Annotated in this window: 14 protein-coding genes; 5 read left to right on the top strand and 9 right to left on the bottom strand. The window is 50.8% G+C overall.

Features of this window, described 5'->3' with window-relative positions; all coding sequences use genetic code 11:
• Nucleotides 1–23 precede the first annotated feature (23 nt).
• Together ACR02O_RS03185 and ACR02O_RS03180 are read left to right on the top strand one after the other, a co-directional pair.
• Complete coding sequence (locus ACR02O_RS03185) at nucleotides 24–794, top strand: RDD family protein (RefSeq protein WP_494522793.1); 771 nt, start codon at nucleotides 24–26, stop codon at nucleotides 792–794.
• A 37-nt stretch (nucleotides 795–831) separates the two neighbouring features.
• Nucleotides 832–1,791, top strand: a complete 960-nt coding sequence (locus ACR02O_RS03180) for a stage II sporulation protein M (protein WP_494522792.1) — start codon at nucleotides 832–834, stop codon at nucleotides 1,789–1,791.
• 220 nt (nucleotides 1,792–2,011) lie between these two features.
• On the opposite strand, the gene sodB is transcribed toward ACR02O_RS03180, so the two are convergent.
• Nucleotides 2,012–2,593 (bottom strand): superoxide dismutase [Fe], encoded by a 582-nt coding sequence (sodB, locus tag ACR02O_RS03175; RefSeq protein WP_033156944.1) that lies wholly within the window; start codon nucleotides 2,591–2,593, stop codon nucleotides 2,012–2,014.
• A 124-nt stretch (nucleotides 2,594–2,717) separates the two neighbouring features.
• On the opposite strand from sodB, the gene ACR02O_RS03170 reads away from it, so the two are divergent.
• From ACR02O_RS03170 to ACR02O_RS03160, 3 genes are all read left to right on the top strand, one after another.
• On the top strand, nucleotides 2,718–3,191 hold the full coding sequence (locus tag ACR02O_RS03170; protein WP_494522791.1) for a CYTH domain-containing protein: 474 nt from the start codon (nucleotides 2,718–2,720) through the stop codon (nucleotides 3,189–3,191).
• A gap of 231 nt (nucleotides 3,192–3,422) precedes the next feature.
• On the top strand, nucleotides 3,423–4,112 hold the full coding sequence (locus ACR02O_RS03165) for a tetratricopeptide repeat protein (RefSeq protein WP_494522790.1): 690 nt from the start codon (nucleotides 3,423–3,425) through the stop codon (nucleotides 4,110–4,112).
• A 69-nt stretch (nucleotides 4,113–4,181) separates the two neighbouring features.
• A complete protein-coding gene (locus ACR02O_RS03160) occupies nucleotides 4,182–8,816 on the top strand; it encodes an EAL domain-containing protein (protein WP_494522789.1) in 4,635 nt (1,544 codons plus the stop codon).
• A gap of 688 nt (nucleotides 8,817–9,504) precedes the next feature.
• On the opposite strand, the gene ACR02O_RS03155 is transcribed toward ACR02O_RS03160, so the two are convergent.
• The 8 genes from ACR02O_RS03155 to atpG form a co-directional block, all read right to left on the bottom strand.
• Entirely contained in the window at nucleotides 9,505–9,975 is a 471-nt protein-coding gene (locus ACR02O_RS03155) for a hypothetical protein (protein ID WP_319962139.1), read from the bottom strand.
• 362 nt (nucleotides 9,976–10,337) lie between these two features.
• On the bottom strand, nucleotides 10,338–10,982 hold the full coding sequence (locus tag ACR02O_RS03150) for an MAE_28990/MAE_18760 family HEPN-like nuclease (protein WP_319962140.1): 645 nt from the start codon (nucleotides 10,980–10,982) through the stop codon (nucleotides 10,338–10,340).
• A 1-nt stretch (nucleotide 10,983) separates the two neighbouring features.
• A complete protein-coding gene (locus ACR02O_RS03145) occupies nucleotides 10,984–12,072 on the bottom strand; it encodes a DUF262 domain-containing protein (RefSeq protein ID WP_319962141.1) in 1,089 nt (362 codons plus the stop codon).
• Nucleotides 12,073–12,399: 327 nt separating this feature from the next.
• A complete protein-coding gene (gene glmS, locus ACR02O_RS03140; protein WP_494522788.1) occupies nucleotides 12,400–14,235 on the bottom strand; it encodes a glutamine--fructose-6-phosphate transaminase (isomerizing) in 1,836 nt (611 codons plus the stop codon).
• Nucleotide 14,236: 1 nt separating this feature from the next.
• The gene (gene glmU, locus ACR02O_RS03135; protein ID WP_458138807.1) at nucleotides 14,237–15,658 is read right to left on the bottom strand and encodes a bifunctional UDP-N-acetylglucosamine diphosphorylase/glucosamine-1-phosphate N-acetyltransferase GlmU; all 1,422 of its coding nucleotides are present in this window, start codon (nucleotides 15,656–15,658) and stop codon (nucleotides 14,237–14,239) included.
• 72 nt (nucleotides 15,659–15,730) lie between these two features.
• Entirely contained in the window at nucleotides 15,731–16,153 is a 423-nt protein-coding gene (locus ACR02O_RS03130; protein WP_033156953.1) for a F0F1 ATP synthase subunit epsilon, read from the bottom strand.
• A gap of 24 nt (nucleotides 16,154–16,177) precedes the next feature.
• Complete coding sequence (gene atpD / locus ACR02O_RS03125; protein WP_033156954.1) at nucleotides 16,178–17,551, bottom strand: F0F1 ATP synthase subunit beta; 1,374 nt, start codon at nucleotides 17,549–17,551, stop codon at nucleotides 16,178–16,180.
• Nucleotides 17,552–17,593: 42 nt separating this feature from the next.
• Complete coding sequence (gene atpG, locus ACR02O_RS03120; protein WP_171696980.1) at nucleotides 17,594–18,457, bottom strand: F0F1 ATP synthase subunit gamma; 864 nt, start codon at nucleotides 18,455–18,457, stop codon at nucleotides 17,594–17,596.
• Between the last annotated feature and the right edge of the window lie 2 nt (nucleotides 18,458–18,459).

The following is an 18,459-nucleotide window of genomic DNA, read 5'->3' as shown; positions in this document are numbered from 1 at the left end:
ACAACTGACCTGTTTTTAATAAGATGATGAATAACCCCCTGAATAAACCCGGTTCGTTCCAGGATTATCTGCACATACAATCGGCAGACGGTATGGATTACCAGTTGGAAATTGCCGGAATGGGCGCACGTACCTATGCCTTCGTCATCGATTGGCATATACGACTGTTGTTGGCGATTAGCTGGGTAGCGATCTGCGGCTTGGCGTTCTTTAACTGGGAAGAAATGCGCAACGTGTTTAAAGCGGGACATCCCGGCTACACCGGCCTGGTTTTAATCTTACCGACACTGCTGATATATTTTTTGTATCACCCGGTGCTGGAAATCCTGATGGCCGGACGAACGCCGGGCAAGCGCATGACCGGTGTTCGTTTGGTGGATTTACAAGGGCATACCCCCGGCATAGGCGCGCTGTTGTTGCGCAATGTGTTTCGCCTGATCGACTCGCTACCCGGCTTTTATTTTCTCGGCTTGGTGGCTGTCGCCTTCACCGGCAAGCGCCAGCGGATCGGGGATTTAGCGGCGGGCTTGGTACTGGTGTATGACAACGTCGACAAGACCCATTCCTTGCAGCAAATTTCCACGTTAACCCTGCATTCCCGTTTAAGCGGCGACGATCAGACTCTGCTGCTGGATTTGTTGAAACGCTGGGACGAACTGGCCTCCGAACGCCGGATCTTGTTCGCCACACAATTTTTAAGCCGAATCGGCCGCGACATTCCTGAAGCAAATGGCAAACAGACGCAAGAACAGGTCTTAAAACGGGCTCTGAAAAGCTTGTTAAGCGAACCCTGAGCCGACGATGCAGCAGTTAAACAACCAATCTCAAGCATTGTCTCACTGGTTAAATGCCCGGAAAAGCCAATGGGAAAGCCTGGAAAACACCCTTAAACCGACGGCTAGCCGCCGCGCCCAGGAAATCAGTGATGCCCGCCAGCTGCTGTCAGGCTATCGCGCCCTGTTGAGCGATTTGTCCTTGTCGCGCCGGGTAAACGGCAAAGCCATGATTACCCGTTACCTGGAAAACCTGTTCTTAAAAGCCCACGAAGAAATCTACGGTCCCGCCAATCATCCTTTGGCGCGTTTGATCGATTTATATCATTGGGAAATACCGCGGCTGATGCGGGAATTGAAAACCGCAATCTTCAGCGCCTTTGCGCTGTTCGTGCTGGGTATTGCCGCCGGCTGGTGGCTGATTGGCAGCTATCCCGATTTGATCGGTCTGCTGGCCTCGCCGAAGATGATAGACCACGTTCAGAAAGGCGAATTATGGACCGACGGCCTGCTCAACGTCGCGCCGTCCTCGGTATTGTCCCTTAGCATTGCCGCCAACAACATCACGGTGACACTGTTCGCTTTTGGCTTAGGGGCATTCTACGGCGTCGGCACCCTCTACATCATCGGCTTCAACGGTTTCATGCTGGGCGGAATCTTTGCCTTTACCGCCGCTTACCAGCTGGACGGGCGGTTATTTGCCTTCATCATTGGCCATGGCGTGGTCGAATTGAGCGTCATCATCATCGCCGGCGCGATGGGCTTGCAACTCGGTGAAGCCCTGATACGGCCCGGCGCCCGCAATCGACTGCAAGCGTTTCAGGAGACCAGCATCAGTGCCGGCAAAGTACTGCTTGCGGTAACTCCGTTTCTGATTTTCGCCGGTTTGATCGAAGGCTTTGTCTCTCCCGATCAAGCCTTCAATTTGCCGCAAAGAGCGGTAATCGGCTGCTGCAGCGGCATGATATTCTGGCTGATATTGTTGTTCGGCGTGCCGGGAAAATCCAGACAGCCGTGACAGTACTTCGCAGCTATTCGGTATAGGCTAATACTGCTTAAGGTATTGCCTTGCCGATAATAGCGATAGCTTGGTTGTCGAAACGATAGGTGGAGAGGTCGAGGCTTGCGGCTTTTTAAGCTCGGCTAGCGCCAGTCTTGTATTGAAAAGCCCGAGAAATAAGTCTGGCAAAAGCGGCGCGGACGGGCCTGTGAGGACGCCGGCCCACGCCTTCTAAAGCTTAAGCTTCGTAATTGGCGCTGGCGAATTCCCAGTTAACCAAGGCCCAGAACGCTTCCAGATATTTAGGACGCAGATTGCGGAAATCGATGTAATAAGCGTGTTCCCAAACATCGCAAGTCAACAACGGCGTTTGCCCGGCAGTTAACGGGCAACCGGCGTTGCTGGTGCTAACCAGTTCCAGACCGCCTTTGTCGTTTTTCACCAGCCACGCCCAGCCAGAGCCGAAAGTGGTGACCGCGCATTTGGTGAATTCTTCTTTGAATTTCTCGAAAGAACCGAAAGTTCTGTCAATGGCATTTGCCAAACCACCGGTAGGTTCGCCGCCGCCGTTGGGAGACAGGCTGTTCCAATAAAAGGTGTGGTTCCAGATTTGCGCTGCGTTGTTGAATACGCCGCCAGAGGATTTTTTCACGATCTCTTCCAGGGACAAGCCTTCAAACTCGGTGCCGGGAACCAGATTGTTCAGGTTGGTGACATAAGTTTGGTGATGTTTGCCGTAGTGAAATTCGATCGTTTCTGCGGAAATGTGCGGCGCCAATGCGTCTTTTGCGTACGGTAATGCAGGTAATTCAAAAGCCATCTTTATTCTCCAGATTGATTGAACAGCAGCAGTGATTAGGCGCGGGCTTACCGCCCAAACCTAATTACCCAGCATTATAATAAAGAATTATTGCTTAACACTACCTAATCTAAGGAAAACAACGATGGCACTTGAGGTTGAACATAAGTTTTTGCTGGCGAACGACGACTGGCGCGGCGAAATCGATCATTCCGTACACTACAAACAGGGCTATTTAAGCAGCAGCCCGCTCAGTTCGGTGCGCGTGCGAATTTCCGACAAGCAGGCTTGGCTGAACATCAAAAGCGCCACTATCGGCAGCCATCGTCAGGAGTTTGAGTATGAAATCCCGTTGAATGACGCCAACAGTATTCTCGACGAGCTATGCCATAAGCCGTTAGTGGAAAAAATCCGTCATTTTGTCTATCGCGACCAGCATGTTTGGGAAATTGACGAATTCATGGGCGATAACCAAGGTTTGATTGTCGCTGAAATCGAATTGTCGACAGTAGGAGAGGCCTTTGTTAGGCCGGACTGGGTCGGCATGGAAGTTACCGACGACATACGCTATTACAACAATAATCTCTGCAAGTATCCGTTCAAGGATTGGGATAAATAAGCGGCAACAATCCAAATAGGCGATAAAAACTGCCGTTTTCTGAGGTTTGCGGCGCTTGTTGCAAAACTGGGACAAGATATTTGCAGAGTCGCTACAGCGCTACAAACATAGACCTAAGCCGCCTCTCTAAAGCCTGGCGCTTAGCGAATTTTTGCGATAGGCAATACTTTGTTAAAACAATAATTTAAAGGACGTATTGAAATCCAAAATGCAATGCTCTATATTGAGTGTATGAGCAAAGCTACTTTTGTTGTTTTATTGATACTTTTCGCCGACCCGCTGCATGCATCGGAGCTGGCGACCGCTATTGCCCGCTTGGAAAGCGAGTGGGCCAGCATTTATTATCAAAGCGACGAAACCCGGCAAAGACAAACTTATCCGCAATTGCTGGAAACAGCCGCGGAATTAACCAAACGCTACCCGAATGCCGCCGAGCCGAAAATCTGGCAAGCGACGATTATCGCCACCAATGCGGCGTTTCAATCTTCGTTGAGCGCCTTGTCCAGCCTGCAAACCGCCAAGACACTTTTGGAAGAAGCCATCGCCCAAAATCCCAATGCGCTGGATGGCGCGGCCTATGTCACGCTGGGCACGCTGTATTACATGGTGCCTGGCTGGCCGGTATCTTTTGGGGATAATCAGCTTGCGGAGCAAATGTTGAAAGCCAGCCTGAAAATCAACCCCAACGGTATAGACGCCAATTACTTCTACGCCGATTATTTGCTGCAACAGGATCGCAGCGCGGAAGCTGAGGAATATTTGCACAAGGCCGTCCAGGCCCCGCTGCGCAAACAGCAAGTATTTGCCGATACCCAGTTGCAAAACGAAGCCAAAATGGCGCTGGCACATACCCAGCAACGTAAATCCAACGCCGGCAAAAATAAATTTCAATCGTTGTTCACTTCCGCGACAGCCGACTAAATCCGCCTGGCCCGTTTGCCTTTGGCTGTAGAATAACCCTACTTTCAAAACAGGCCACGACTGGCATTTATGAAAAAAACCATTTTCGGACTGTCCGCGGTATTTTTTTTACTGTTTTGTACGTCCAGCACCGCTGGCACACCCGCAGCAAACCGGCCGCTGGAACCAGTAACGCTGCAATTAAAATGGTTTCACCAATTCCAATTTGCCGGTTATTACGCGGCTATCGAGCAAGGCTATTATGCCGAGGAAGGCTTGCAGGTAGCGATACGCGAGCGCAATCCTGACCAGGACTACGTAGAACAGGTCGCATCCGGGGAAGCCGAATACGGCATCGGCGATTCCGGCATCATTGCCCAGTATGCCAACGGCAAGCCCATCGCGGCTCTAGCCGCCCTATTTCAGCACGATGCGCTGGTGCTGTTCAGCAAACAAGCTTCCGGCATCGTCAGCCCCTACGAAATGGCCGGCAAGCGCATCATGTACGATGTGGTCGGTGAGAATAATGCGCAGATTCGCGCCTTACTCGCCGAAGCCAATCTAAACGAAAGCCGCTATCAAAAAGTTGCCGAGACCTTTAACAACGCCGATTTTATCGCGGATAAAGTCGATGTGATGTCCGGCTATATCACCGACCAGCCATTCAGCTTTCGCGCCGCCGGCATCAAATTCAATATTATCAATCCGCAAAATTACGGTATCGACTTTTACGGCGACTTGCTTTTCACCAGCCGCAACGAACTAAAGCAACATCCCGGCCGCGCCGAGCGCTTCCTCCGGGCCAGCCTGAAAGGCTGGGAATATGCGCTATCTCACCCCGATGTACTGATCGAACTGATCCAACGCAAATATCCAGGCAAACTTAGTCCGGAACAACTGCGCTACGAAGCCGAGGAAACCCGTAAGCTGATCATGCCGGACTACATCCCGCTGGGCCAGATAGAAGCTACCCGCTTACGCCGGGTAGCCGACATTTATGCCAACCTGAAATTAGCGCGTCCTTTAAGCGACGGCCAACTCAATGAGTTTGTCTACGGCGGCAGACAATCCGCCGATTTGCCATTGAACGACGCGGAACGGCAGTGGCTGGCCGAGCATCCAGAAATTCGGGTGGGCATAGACAGGAATTTTCCGCCATACGAATGGCTGGATGCCACCGGCCTGCATCAAGGCATGGTTGCAGAACACCTCAAGCTAATCGAGCAGAGATTGGGCGTGAAGTTCGTGCTGATCATGGACAAATCCTGGCAGGAAGTGCTGGACATGACCAAACGCGGCGAACTGGACATGCTCGCCGGGGTGACCAAAACCCCGGATCGCGAGCAATATTTAAGCTTTACCCAGCCTTATATCAGCACGCCGACGGTGATCATCGGCGACAAAAGCAGTGCTTATATCGATTCCCTGCCGCTACTGACGGGGAGACGAGTCGCTATCGAACAAGGGTATTTTGTGCAGGAATTGCTGAGCAGAGACTACCCAGGAATACAGTTGCTGACCGCCCCCTCGGTGCAAGAAGCGCTGAATCTGCTGGCCGAAGGCAAGGTGGATGCTTATATCGGCGATGCGGCTTCGGCTAGTTATGTGATCAAACAACAAGGCTTATTGAATCTGCATATTGCCGGCCAACCTGGCTACGTCAACGAAACCCGGATGGCCGCACTCACATCTCAGCCGCACTTGCGGTCGCTACTGGAGAAAGCTCTGTCCAGTATCAGCCAAGCCGAACATGACGCCATTATTAACCGCTGGATGGCTTTGAAGGTCGAGCAAGGCATTCAACTGGACGCGCTATTGAGATCCGCCGCCGTTGCGCTGCTGGCCCTGTTGTTTTTCGTCTATTGGGTGTTCAGGCTGCGTAAGGAAATCAAGGCTCGCAAACGTAGCGAGGCCGACCTGGCGCGGCTTTACACCAATATGTCGCTGGGCTTTGCGCTACATCAGGTAATACGCGACGACAGCGGCAAAATCGTCGATTATCGCTATCTGGATATCAACCCGGCCTTTGAAAAAATGACCGGCATTGCCCGCGAGAACTGGATAGGCAAAACCGTGAAGCAGGTTTTGCCGAATACCGAGGGAGCCTGGATCGCCAGTTTTGACGGGCTGGATACCAGTGGCGAGCCGCAACATTTTGAAAACTGTGTGACCGATCTGGGCCGCTGGTATGCCATCGATAGCTATAAAGCCGGCCCCGACCGTTTCGTCGTGTTAGTCCAGGATATTACCGAGCGCAAACAGACCGAACTGGCACTAAAAGAGAGCGAAGAACGCTTTCGGATCAGCCAAATCTATGGCGGCGTCGGTATTTGGGAAGCAGATTTGTTGAAAAACCGCCAGTTCTGGTCGGAAATCGTCACAACTGAATTGGGTTTTCCGCATAAGCCACTCAATACCTGGAATGATTTCCTGGAAGTGGTTTGTCCGGAGGATAGGCCTTTAATTTTGGAAGCGACCCGCGAGCACCTTGAACGCGGCGCCAATTACGATGTGGAGTACCGCATCCAAACCCCTAACGGCGAAAAGCGCTGGATGCGCTCGGTGGGCCAGGTCGAGCGCGACGGTAACGGCAAACCGGTGCGGATGCGCGGGATTGTCCATGATGTTAGTAAACGCAAAGCGGCCGAGGAAAAACTGCGGCTGTCGGCGCGGGTCTTTTCGGACGCCCACGAAGGCATCATCATTACCGACCTCAACGCCTGTATCATCGATGTCAACGCCGCCTTCACGGACATCACCGGCTACAGCCGCGAGGAAGCATTGGGACAAAATCCCAGCTTTCTGAAATCCGGCCGGCAAGCGCCGGAGTTTTACGAAGCCATGTGGGCGATCATAAACCAGACCGGGCATTGGCAAGGCGAAGTCTGGAATCGGCGGAAAAATGGGGATTTGTATGCCGAACTGTTAACGGTTTCGGCTTTGCGCGATGACACCGGCAATATCATCAATTATCTGGGCTTGTTCTCGGACATCACCGAGAGTAAACAGCAGCAGCAGGCGCTGGAAGTGCTGGCGCATTTCGACCCGCTTACCCAATTGCCCAATCGCGCCCTATTTGCCGACCGCTTTGCCCAGGCTATCGCCCACAGCAAACGCGCCGAATCGCTGTTGGCGGTGTGTTATCTGGATTTGGACGGATTCAAGCAGGTTAACGATAACTTCGGCCACGAAACCGGCGACCAGTTATTGGTGGAAGTCGCCAAACGCATCAAGTTAAAGCTGCGCGAAGGCGATACGGTTTGCCGGCTGGGCGGCGACGAATTTGCGTTGTTATTTGAAAACTTGCAATCGGTGCAGCAATGCGAGGATGCCTTGACCCGCATTCATCAGGCCATGGCCGAACCGTTCGAGTTAGAAAACCGCCATGTGCGGATTGCCGCCAGTAGCGGCGTGACCATCTATCCGCTGGATTTGGAAGATCCGGATATTCTATTGCGCCACGCCGACCAAGCCATGTATCAGGCCAAATTGGATGGCCGCAACCGCTATCGGATTTACGATCATTTGCCGGGACAATCGAGCAGCATCAATCATCGCCCCAGCCGTTTGGAGCAAGCCTTGGCCGAAGTCGGCCAAGCGCTGATGGATAACCAGTTTTGCATGTACTACCAGCCCAGAGTCAATATCAAAACCGGCGAAGTGGTCGGCGCGGAAGCGCTGATCCGTTGGCATCATCCGCAACGCGGCGTATTGCCGCCGGCCGAATTTCTGCCCATAGTCGAAAACACTACCTTGGAAATTGACCTGAGCAACTGGGTGCTACGGCAAGCCTTTAAACAATTGCAGGTCTGGCACGATCTCGGCCTGAATCTACAAGTGAGCGTGAATATTTCCCCGCGCCATCTGCAATGGCCGGATTTCATCAAAACCCTGGAAACTTTACTAACGGAATACCCGCAAATTCCTTCCTGGCAATTGGAATTAGAAGTATTGGAGAGTAGCGTACTGGAGGATTTGATCTCGGTTGGGGAGACGCTGAAACAATGCTTTCACGACCTGGGCGTACCCTGTGCGCTCGACGATTTCGGCACCGGTTATTCGTCGCTGGCGCATTTGCGGCATTTGACCATCAATACGGTAAAGATCGATCAGAGTTTTGTCCGCAACATGATAGACGACCCGGATGACATGGCCATCGTCGAAAGTGTGATTGCGCTGGCTAAAGCCTTCAAACGCGAAGCGGTTGCCGAAGGCGTGGAAGATATAGAACACGGGATTTTTCTGATCGATTTGGGATGCAGCATCGCCCAAGGTTCCGCCATCGCCGAAGCGATGCCGGCCGACGCGCTGTTGACTTGGGTCAACAGCTATCGCAACCCTCAGGCCTGGACCGATTGCGCCAGACTTTCGCTGACTAATTGGCAAAACCAATTGGAATTACTGAAACTTCAGCAGCAGTATTGGTTGCGCCGTCTGGAACAATGTCTGCATCCCCCAACCGGCAGCAGTCCGCGCTGGCCTATCCTGAACTCGAAAAAATCGCATCTGGGTAGATGGCTGGAACGGCTCAAACACGAACGCGGCATTGATGCGCGCTTACTGGAACAACTGGAGCGGGCCCAAGCCCGGCAACAAATCCTAGCGGAACAACTCCAACGTCATCGGCTGGACGGCAGAAACGGCGACAGCGCAGATTTCAGCCAATTACGCGAAGTCAATCTGCAAATAGTGCAGCTACTGGAGCGCCTAGAACCCGCGGCTTAAGCCTGTTCTGATCACCCCCAGCAAGCTGCCGATACAACGTCAGGCGGATTTTGAACCCGTTAGACCAACCACAATCCACCTGACGAAACAAACACTTGACGGGCCACCTCCACATGCTTAAGGGCAAAGCCACAAGGCTTACGCGAATCGCTTATTGGCCTGCACGCGAGGCTTTCAGGTTTGGGGTTGCGCCCATTTGGTTTAGCCGAATCGCTTTTTACCTGGCCCGCAACGTTATCGTGGCTTGCGGTTAAAGCAATTTGCTATCGGCGAACACTGTTTCTGCTTGCGCGCTTGCCCAGACAGCTTTGCGATTGAAGCAATTTGCCTTGCACGAACGACTAAATGGCTTGCGCGCAAGGTTGAGTAGGTTTGAGTTTGAACCAAATTGGCGAAGCCGAATAGCTTTTTACCTCGCGCGCAAAGTTATATTGGCTGGCAATTAATGCGATTTGCTATGGGCGAGAACTGTTTTTGGTTGCGCGCTTGCTTAGGCCAGTTTGCGATCAAAGCTATTCGCTTTGCGCGCGTGGCTTTTTGGCTTGCCGACATGCCTTAATGCTTGGCCCTTAAGACTAAAAGGTATTCGGGAAAGGCAAGAAAGTTGGGATTGATAGCATTTAAGCTCAGCGGTAAAGCCTTGCTGTCGGCCGTCCCCCGCGGCCGGTTGCAAACGCCGCCGTCAAGCTTAGCCGGCGGCTGGTTCGACTTTGCTCTTGGCGCCACGATTGAATCGCACCGCCATCGCTTGCCGCAGCGTTTCCAAGGCCGCACCTTTGCCAGCAATTTTTAATGAAGCGTAAGCATCCAGGCAGAAGCTGTAAATATCGCTGCCCAGCGCCATGTCGGTATCGTCGCCGCGCGCCTGCAAATCCCGCAGCCGATGCAAGCGCGGGCGGAGTTGGTCAAGGCTGGTCATGTCGGCTTGCGCCTCAGGCATATTCAGATTGGGCGGAATCGCCTGGGCGTTTTGGGCGGCCAGCAGCATTGTCTGCCGGCAGAACGCTTCAGTCTTATCGCCCATCTTCAAAATATTGCGGCGCTGGTCGGGCGACAGCGTCGCAAAGCCGGCGAAATGGGTTTCCAAGGTAGTCAACGCCGCGTCGATTTCCGCCAGCGCGGTGTCAGTGAACGTTAACGATAACAAATTCTGACTCATCTCAATCTCCTACATAGTTGTCGAAGTCGCGAACCGGCAGCGCCTGTCCGCAGAGAAAAAGCGTAGGCTATTTTTCTAAAAAGGAGTGATTTTATATGTTAGAAAATGGCTTTTTTATTCGGTAAAGCCCGTAGCCTGGATGCAGCGAAGCGGAATCCGGGGTTGAGATTTAACTTTTATGGATGCTCTTGATTCAGGCCATACTTGCTGTGGCCTGAGAGGGAAGGCTTAAAGCGACCAAAACCGCCGGACGAATACAATAGTGCCAATGGCAATTGCCTAGCCGAAAATAGGCGTAGTGTGTGGTGCGTCTACGAACCGAACCAATCGCGAACTATGCGCTTCACGCTGTTCAGTACATCCTACGGTCCTTTCGCGTATGACCTTCTAACAGCAATATTCTCGATGTCATCTTTATAGTATCTAATGAGATCGAATACTCTATCCGATATCCTCTTATACTCATCAATGTTTACATCCATGTATTCTCCGTGAGCGATATAATTTCTCTTATTAACTATTGATTCGTCAATGAATGGGTATAAATGCATATATTTATTCACATCTACACCGACCGATTTCGCAATACGATCAAATACTTCTGAACTCAAATTAGACTCCGTATTTACGTAGTTTTTGTACTTAATACAGGCGCTTTTATTCATCTCATCTAAGATAAATCTCAATGACTCTACCGCAATACTTGCATTTTTAGTTTCTGCAAGGTTTGATAAATGAGATTTAAATGATTGAATAACATACACATCACTCAACTCATCATTTTTTAGCTTTTGGTTAGAGATATAATTTAGAAGGAGTTCAGAAGATGCTTTAATAAAACCCTCCCAATGAGAATACAGCACAGCGACTCCCGCTCTCAATATGGTTTTATTAACAACATTATCTTTCTTAGCGGCATGCATCCTTAATTCAATAATTTCTCGTTTACGCCAAGTTATTTCGTCATTCAAGGCTGCTGAAAACTGATGAATAGTTTTGATTCTCATGTTAAAACCAAGTACTCGCTATTGGCAAAATATTTGCCAGTCTAGTTGTACCCCGAACGCCTGCTCTTGCATTATTAGAAAACCTTTCATCTCCCCACATTTTTTTTATTGAATCGACAAGAGAATTGATCCCACATTTTTCAATATTATCTATTTTATGAGACATTCCATGAGTAATTGCTTCATAAGCCGAAATTAAGAATCCTCTTTCAAAAACTCCATTATCAAACTTTTTAAAGCTATCACTTCCTAGAGACTTTTCAAGAATTTCAAATATTCTGTAGAAAATCTCTAACTCATGATCAATATCATATCTATCATCCGTAGCAATATCGATCGCCACCTCATCAAGCCAATCATGTACATCAATTTTTTGATCATACTTCTTGTATCTATAGGCTAGAAATCGAATCAACAGCTCCATAGGTTTTTGTTCGGAAATTGACCTATCAGTTTGAGCGGTACATTGGACAAATTTTGCATTTTGAGCAGCCACAACAAGCTTTTCATAGAGTTCCTTGTTAAGCATTACCAATACGCAATTTCTTACTTCTTGCTCTGATAGTCTGGCTCCACCGGTATTTAACCTCTGAAAGAGTTCATATTTTGCTCTTTGATCACTTTCCCGCTTTAATATCTCAACCCTAATTCGAGAACGCTCTACATCTAACCTGATTGACATCGGAAGAGCCGATTCATCATCATCGTTAATAGGCTCCCAGTGTAACCCATCCAGAGAGGGGAGTAGTTTTGTGCCAGATGGAGTAAATGGAGCAATTTTTGAGCCATTTTCGTCCATAAGAATACCTGCATAGTGAAATACAGTGGATAAGCGTTGCAATCCATCAATTAGCTCCCACCTCCCCTTTTCATCGGTAAAGACAAATATAGGAGGAATAGGTATACCTAAAATAAGCGACTCTAAAAACCTTGTGCGTTTTGACTCATCCCATCGATATAAACGTTGATACTCTGGACGAATGACAAGCTCTCCGCGCTCATAGATACGCATAATTTCACCAAGAGACATATCTAATCCGTCTTTAACTATCTCTTGCTTGGCTTTGTTTACTTCTTTGTCAATGCTCATTTTAATAACCAAATTTTGATTCAGTAGGACCGTAGGGTGGATAAGCGCAGCGCCATCCACCTAATTTAAAATTCTTCTACTCTATGGCGGATGACGCTACGCTTATCCACCCTACAACTTTCGTTATTTGAATATCAAACCGGCGTGCCGGATTAAATACACCAATTTCCGCTTGGGTCCGATCTCTCCTCCCGGTCATCGGACAATTCAAAACACAACGAGCAAATCACAGCCAATAAAAAAGGATTTGCCGAGACTTAACCCGACAAACCCTTAAACCCAAACCCAAACCCAACATATTCGGAATCCATTCCGCCAAATTACCCGCTATTCCACCGTAACCGATTTTGCGAGGTTCCGTGGTTGGTCTACATCGGTGCCTTTCAGTACGGCGACGTGGTAGGACAGCAGTTGCAGCGGGATGGTGTAGATGATCGGCGAGATGGCGTTGGCGACGCTGGGCATTTTGACGATTTGCACGTTCTCGTCGGCGGCGTCGCATTCGGCCAGTTCCTCATCCATGAACACGATCAACTGCCCGCCGCGGGCGCTGACTTCCTGGATATTGGATTTCAGCTTTTCCAGCAAATTGTTGTTCGGCGCCACCGTGACCACCGGCATTTCGGCGTCGATCAAAGCCAGCGGGCCGTGCTTCAATTCGCCGGCCGGATAGGCTTCGGCGTGAATGTAGGAGATCTCTTTTAGCTTCAATGCGCCTTCCATCGCAATCGGGTAATGGGTACCGCGACCGAGGAAGAGGGCGTTGTGTTTGTCGGCAAAGCGCTGCGACAACAGTTCGATGGCATTGTCCAGTTTCAACACTTTTTCGATGTTGCCGGGCAGGGCGAACAGTTGCGAGACGATGTGCTCCTCTTGGTCAGCGCTGAGCTCGAAGCGGCGGCCGACTGCGATGATCAGCATCAACAAGGCCACCAACTGGGTGGTGAAGGCCTTGGTCGAAGCAACGCCGATTTCCGGGCCGGCGCGGGTCATCAATACCAGATCGGATTCGCGCACCAGCGAGCTTTCCGGCGCGTTGCAGATCACTAGCGAGTGTTTGACGCCGAGCTTTTTGGCTTCCTGCAATGCGGCAAGCGTGTCGGCGGTTTCGCCGGACTGGGAAATGGTGACTACTAATGTATCCGGCGCCACCACCGGGTTGCGGTAGCGAAATTCGCTGGCAATTTCGATCGAGCTGGGCACGCGGGCGTATTTTTCGAACCAGTAGCGAGCGACCAGTCCGGCGTGGTAACTGGTACCGCAGGCCAGGATCAGCACCGATTTGATCTGGTCGAACACTTCGCCGGCGTTGTGGCCAAAGGCGTTGTCCTGCAGGCGGTTGTCGATGAAGCGGCCTTCCAGGGTTTCCGACACCGCCCAGGCTTGCTCGTAGATTTCTTTGAGCATGTAGTGGCGGTATTTGCCTTTGTCGACCGAGTCGGCTTTTAGTTGGCTTTCGATAACCGGACGTACGACGCGGCGGCCTGCTTCGTCGAAAATGGTGACGCCGTTGATGGTCAATTCGGCCACATCGCCGTCTTCCAGGAAGATGAAGCGCTGGGTAACCGGCAGCAAGGCGGCAATGTCGGAGGCGATGAAATATTCGCCGATGCCGATACCGATGACCAGCGGGCTGCCTTTACGGCAGGCAACCAATAAATCCGGTTGTTCGCTGTCGATGACGCCCAAGGCATAAGCACCGCGCAGGCTTTTGACGGTTTTGGTGACGGCGTCGAGCAGGCTGTCGGCGTCTTTCAGTTCCTCGGCAACCTTGTGCACGATGACTTCGGTGTCAGTCTCGGAGGTGAAGACGTAGCCGTTTTCCTGTAATGCAGTGCGTAAATGATCGTGGTTTTCAATGATGCCATTATGTACCACCGCGACACGGTCCTTGCTGACGTGGGGGTGGGCATTGCGGGTGCTGGGCTTGCCGTGAGTAGCCCAGCGGGTATGGGCGATGCCGATGCGGCCTTCGATCGGGTCGGCGGAAATCAAAGCTTCCAAGCCTTTAACCTTGCCCAACTCGCGCTTGCGGAATATTTCTCCGCTATTGACAACAGCCAAGCCGGCAGAGTCGTAGCCCCGGTATTCCAGACGCTTCAAACCCTCTATCAATATCGGTACCACATTGCGTTGGGCAACGCCCGCGACTATCCCACACATACTATTTCTCCGACTGACTAGGAGCTAACGAGTGCGGAGAATTGTCGGGAACAATCTCCGCCAGTTTGACCGGACGCTGCCAGTTAGGCACGCTAAGCTGCTTACTCCGGCTAAGGGTTAATTGACTTTCCGGCGTATCGCGGGTAATCGTCGAACCGGCGCCGATTGTCGCGTTTTTTCCGACCGTTACCGGTGCCACCAATTGGGTATCGGAACCGATAAACGCGCCGTCTTCGATGATGGTTTTAAATTTATTCACACCGTCGTAATTGCAAGTAATGGTGCCGGCGCCGATATTGACCTTGCTACCCACTTCGCTATCGCCAATATAGCTTAAATGGTTAATTTTGCTGCCGGTGGCGACAGTGGATTTTTTGATTTCCACAAAATTGCCGATATGCACATGGTCGGCCAGCTCGGTTTGCGGCCGCAGCCGGGCGAACGGGCCTATGCGGCTGCCGGCGCCGACCGAGGCGTCCTCGATCACGCTGTTAGCGAGAATTTCGACATCGTTGGCGATGCTGGCGTTTTTAATCAGACAATTGGGACCGATTTTTACATTGGAGCCGATGCGATTAACACCTTCGAAAATCACGTTGATGTCCACATCAATATCCTGACCCAGTTCGGCAAAACTGCCTCTGACATCCACCCGAGCCGGATCGCGCAATGTCACGCCTTTTTCCATCAGCGCTTGCGCCTGTTCCAGTTGATACACGCGCTCTAGATGCGCCAATTGGCTACGATTGTTTACACCCAGCACTTCTTCCTGGCTGCCGGCTTGAGTGGTTTCAACGGTAAGGCCATCTTCCACGGCCATTTCGATAATATCGGTCAAATAGTATTCATTTTGCGCATTGTTATTGCTCAGCCTGGATAACCATTGCTTCAACTGGCTGCCTTTGCAGGCCAGGATGCCGGTATTGCCTTCGCTGATTTGTAATTCCACTTCGTTGGCGTCTTTTTGCTCAACTATTTTGACAACGGCATGATCTTTATCGCGGACTATGCGGCCGTAGCCGGTGGGGTCGTCCAGGTTAACCGTCAGCAATGCCAAGGACGTCAAGCTGACTTTGTGCAATAAGGTTTGGATGGTTTTGGCCTTTAATAAAGGTACATCGCCGTATAGAATCAATACGGTGTCCGGATCGTCGACGTGGTGAATGGCTTGCTGTACCGCGTGCCCAGTGCCTAGTTGCTGTTTTTGCTCTATCCAGGTAGCGTCCAAGCTACTCAAAGCTTGTTTGACAGTCTCGCCGCCGTGGCCGTAGATGATAAAAATCTGATTATTTTCCAGCGAAAGACTGGTTTCGTAGACATGCTGCAACAACGCTTTATTGGCGATTTCGTGAAGTACTTTAGGCCGCGACGAACGCATTCTGGTGCCTTGGCCGGCCGCCAAGATGATGGTTTTAATCGACATTGCTATTCCTTAAAACAAAAAAAGCCCGATAACGTTGCGTCATCGGGCTTATATTTTTACGCGATAAATGGTTTACGCACCACGTTTTCTTAATCTTTCCAAGGTTCTTAATTGGTTTACAGCTTGCGCCAATTCGGCTTGCGCAATCGCGTAATCGTATTTACCCGATTTATCGCTGAGCATTTCTTCCGCTCTGGCTTTGGCTTGTAACGCCGCCGCTTCGTCGATGTCTTTTGCTCTGATCGCGGTATCCGCCAAAACGGTTACCAAATGCGGCTGCACTTCCAGAAAGCCACCGGACACGTAAAACGCTTGATAGTCCTTATCGCTCAGCTTAACCCGCACTTCACCGGGCTTGAGCTTGGTAATTAACGGCGCATGGCGCGGCGCAATGCCTACATCACCCATTTCCGCCGGCGCAAAGACCATTTCAGCCAAGCCGGAAAAAATTTCCTGCTCCGCGCTGACGATGTCCACATGAATTGTCATTGCCATGTTAAAACTCTCCTATGAGGTGGTTTACATGCCTTTGGCTTTTTCAATGGCTTCGTCGATTGTGCCGACCATGTAGAAAGCTTGCTCGGGAAGACTGTCGTATTCGCCGCTGATAATGCCTTTGAAACCGGCAATGGTATCTTTCAGGGACACGTATTTACCTGGTGAACCGGTGAAAACTTCGGCAACGAAGAACGGTTGCGACAAGAAACGTTGGATTTTGCGCGCTCTGGATACGGTCAGTTTGTCGTCTTCCGACAATTCGTCCATACCCAAGATGGCGATAATATCGCGCAGTTCTTTATAGCGTTGCAAAATACCTTGTACCGAACGGGCTACTTCATAATGCTCTTGGCCGATAACCAATGGATCCAGCTGACGACTGCTGGAATCCAGCGGATCAATAGCCGGATAAATACCCAGCTCGGCGATCTGCCGCGACAATACCACTGTCGCGTCCAAGTGAGCGAAGGTTGTAGCAGGCGACGGGTCAGTCAAGTCGTCCGCAGGTACGTAGACCGCTTGGATCGAAGTGATGGAACCGGTTTTGGTGGAAGTAATCCGCTCCTGCAACACCCCCATCTCTTCAGCCAGTGTAGGCTGATAACCTACCGCGGAAGGCATACGGCCCAGCAGCGCCGATACTTCGGTACCCGCCAGGGTATAACGGTAGATGTTGTCGACGAAGAACAGTACGTCGCGACCTTCGTCGCGGAAAAACTCCGCCATGGTCAAACCGGTCAGCGCGACGCGCAAACGGTTGCCTGGTGGCTCGTTCATTTGACCATAAACCAGTGATACTTTGTCGATAACGTTGGAGTCGGTCATTTCGTGATAGAAGTCGTTACCTTCACGAGTCCGCTCACCGACGCCAGCAAATACGGAGAAACCGCTGTGCTCAATCGCGATGTTACGGATCAATTCCATCATGTTAACAGTCTTACCTACACCGGCACCGCCGAACAGACCGACTTTACCGCCTTTCGCGAAGGGGCAAACCAAGTCGATTACTTTGATACCGGTTTCCAACAATTCGTTGGCTGGCGCTTGTTCGTCGTAGGAAGGGGCGTCGCGGTGGATAGTCCACTTCTCTTTCTCACCGATAGGCCCTTTTTCATCGATAGCTTCGCCAAGGACATTCATGATGCGTCCCAGAGTTGCTTGACCGACCGGTACCTTGATCGCTTCGCCAGAGTTGCTGACTTCAACACCACGGCTCAAACCGTCGGTGGAACCCATCGCAATGGTCCGGACTACGCCGTCGCCCAATTGCTGCTGAACTTCCAAAACCAGACCGCCCTTAACATTTAACGCATCATATACTTTCGGCAGGTTATCGCGTGGAAACTCCACGTCTACGACCGCACCGATGATCTGAACGATTTTACCCAAACTCATTATGTCGTCCTCTTTTAAAATCTCTAAACTTGTCTTGATGCACTAAACAGCGGCAGCGCCGGCCACGATTTCGGAAATCTCTTGCGTAATTGCCGCCTGTCTGGCTTTGTTATAAACCAGTTGCAATTCTTTAATGATATTCCCGGCGTTATCGGATGCGCTTTTCATTGCCACCATTCGGGCAGCCTGCTCGCAGGCGTTGTTTTCCACTAAACCTTGGAAAACCGCGGATTCCACATATCGGATCAATAAACTGTCCAATACTTCTTTAGCATCAGGTTCGTATAAGTAATCCCAGCGACCTTTGGACTCTTCAGCCAAATCACCCACGGCAACCGGCAACAATTTTTGCACCACCGGTTTTTGTGTCATGGTGTTTACAAAGTCATTACTAATCAAAAACAACTCGTCAATTTCACCAGCGGCAAACGCATCCAGCATGATTTTGATCGTGCCAATAATTTCGCTCTGATGCGGTGTATCCCCCAATTTCGAGACTTGTCCTATCAGGTTAGCTTTGATCATGCTGAAAAAACCCGCCGCTTTGCTACCGATGGTACAAACGTCTACTTCAATCTGGCGGCTTTGCCATTGCTGCATTTCGCCTAAAACTTTTCGAAACAAGTTGGCATTCAGACCACCGCACAAACCTCTATCGGAGCTCACTACGATGATGCCGATGCGCTTGACTTCGCGTTCTATCAAAAAAGGATGCTTGTATTCGGGATTGGCATAAGCCAGATGTTTGATGATCTGGCCTATCTTCTTCGCGTAAGGCCGGGTGGCCTGCATTCTGTCTTTGGTTTTACGCATCTTGCTCGCCGCCACCATTTCCATGGCCCGAGTAATCTTCTGAGTATTTTTAATACTCGCGATCTTGGTACGTATCTCTTTGCCAACAGCCATGT

The organism is Methylomonas sp. PHL2-19 (assembly GCF_059331595.1).
This window is presented reverse-complemented; position numbering and strand designations above follow the sequence as displayed.

Excerpts from the sequence above, each read along its gene's own strand:
- ACR02O_RS03145 (WP_319962141.1), bottom strand. The coding sequence starts at position 12,072 with ATGAGCATTGACAAAGAAGTAAACAAAGCCAAGCAAGAGATAGTTAAA.
- glmS (WP_494522788.1), bottom strand. The coding sequence starts at position 14,235 with ATGTGTGGGATAGTCGCGGGCGTTGCCCAACGCAATGTGGTACCGATA.
- ACR02O_RS03165 (WP_494522790.1), top strand. The coding sequence starts at position 3,423 with ATGAGCAAAGCTACTTTTGTTGTTTTATTGATACTTTTCGCCGACCCG.
- ACR02O_RS03185 (WP_494522793.1), top strand. The coding sequence starts at position 24 with ATGATGAATAACCCCCTGAATAAACCCGGTTCGTTCCAGGATTATCTG.
- ACR02O_RS03155 (WP_319962139.1), bottom strand. The coding sequence starts at position 9,975 with ATGAGTCAGAATTTGTTATCGTTAACGTTCACTGACACCGCGCTGGCG.
- ACR02O_RS03130 (WP_033156953.1), bottom strand. The coding sequence starts at position 16,153 with ATGGCAATGACAATTCATGTGGACATCGTCAGCGCGGAGCAGGAAATT.
- ACR02O_RS03170 (WP_494522791.1), top strand. The coding sequence starts at position 2,718 with ATGGCACTTGAGGTTGAACATAAGTTTTTGCTGGCGAACGACGACTGG.
- atpD (WP_033156954.1), bottom strand. The coding sequence starts at position 17,551 with ATGAGTTTGGGTAAAATCGTTCAGATCATCGGTGCGGTCGTAGACGTG.
- ACR02O_RS03150 (WP_319962140.1), bottom strand. The coding sequence starts at position 10,982 with ATGAGAATCAAAACTATTCATCAGTTTTCAGCAGCCTTGAATGACGAA.
- ACR02O_RS03160 (WP_494522789.1), top strand. The coding sequence starts at position 4,182 with ATGAAAAAAACCATTTTCGGACTGTCCGCGGTATTTTTTTTACTGTTT.
- sodB (WP_033156944.1), bottom strand. The coding sequence starts at position 2,593 with ATGGCTTTTGAATTACCTGCATTACCGTACGCAAAAGACGCATTGGCG.
- atpG (WP_171696980.1), bottom strand. The coding sequence starts at position 18,457 with ATGGCTGTTGGCAAAGAGATACGTACCAAGATCGCGAGTATTAAAAAT.
- glmU (WP_458138807.1), bottom strand. The coding sequence starts at position 15,658 with ATGTCGATTAAAACCATCATCTTGGCGGCCGGCCAAGGCACCAGAATG.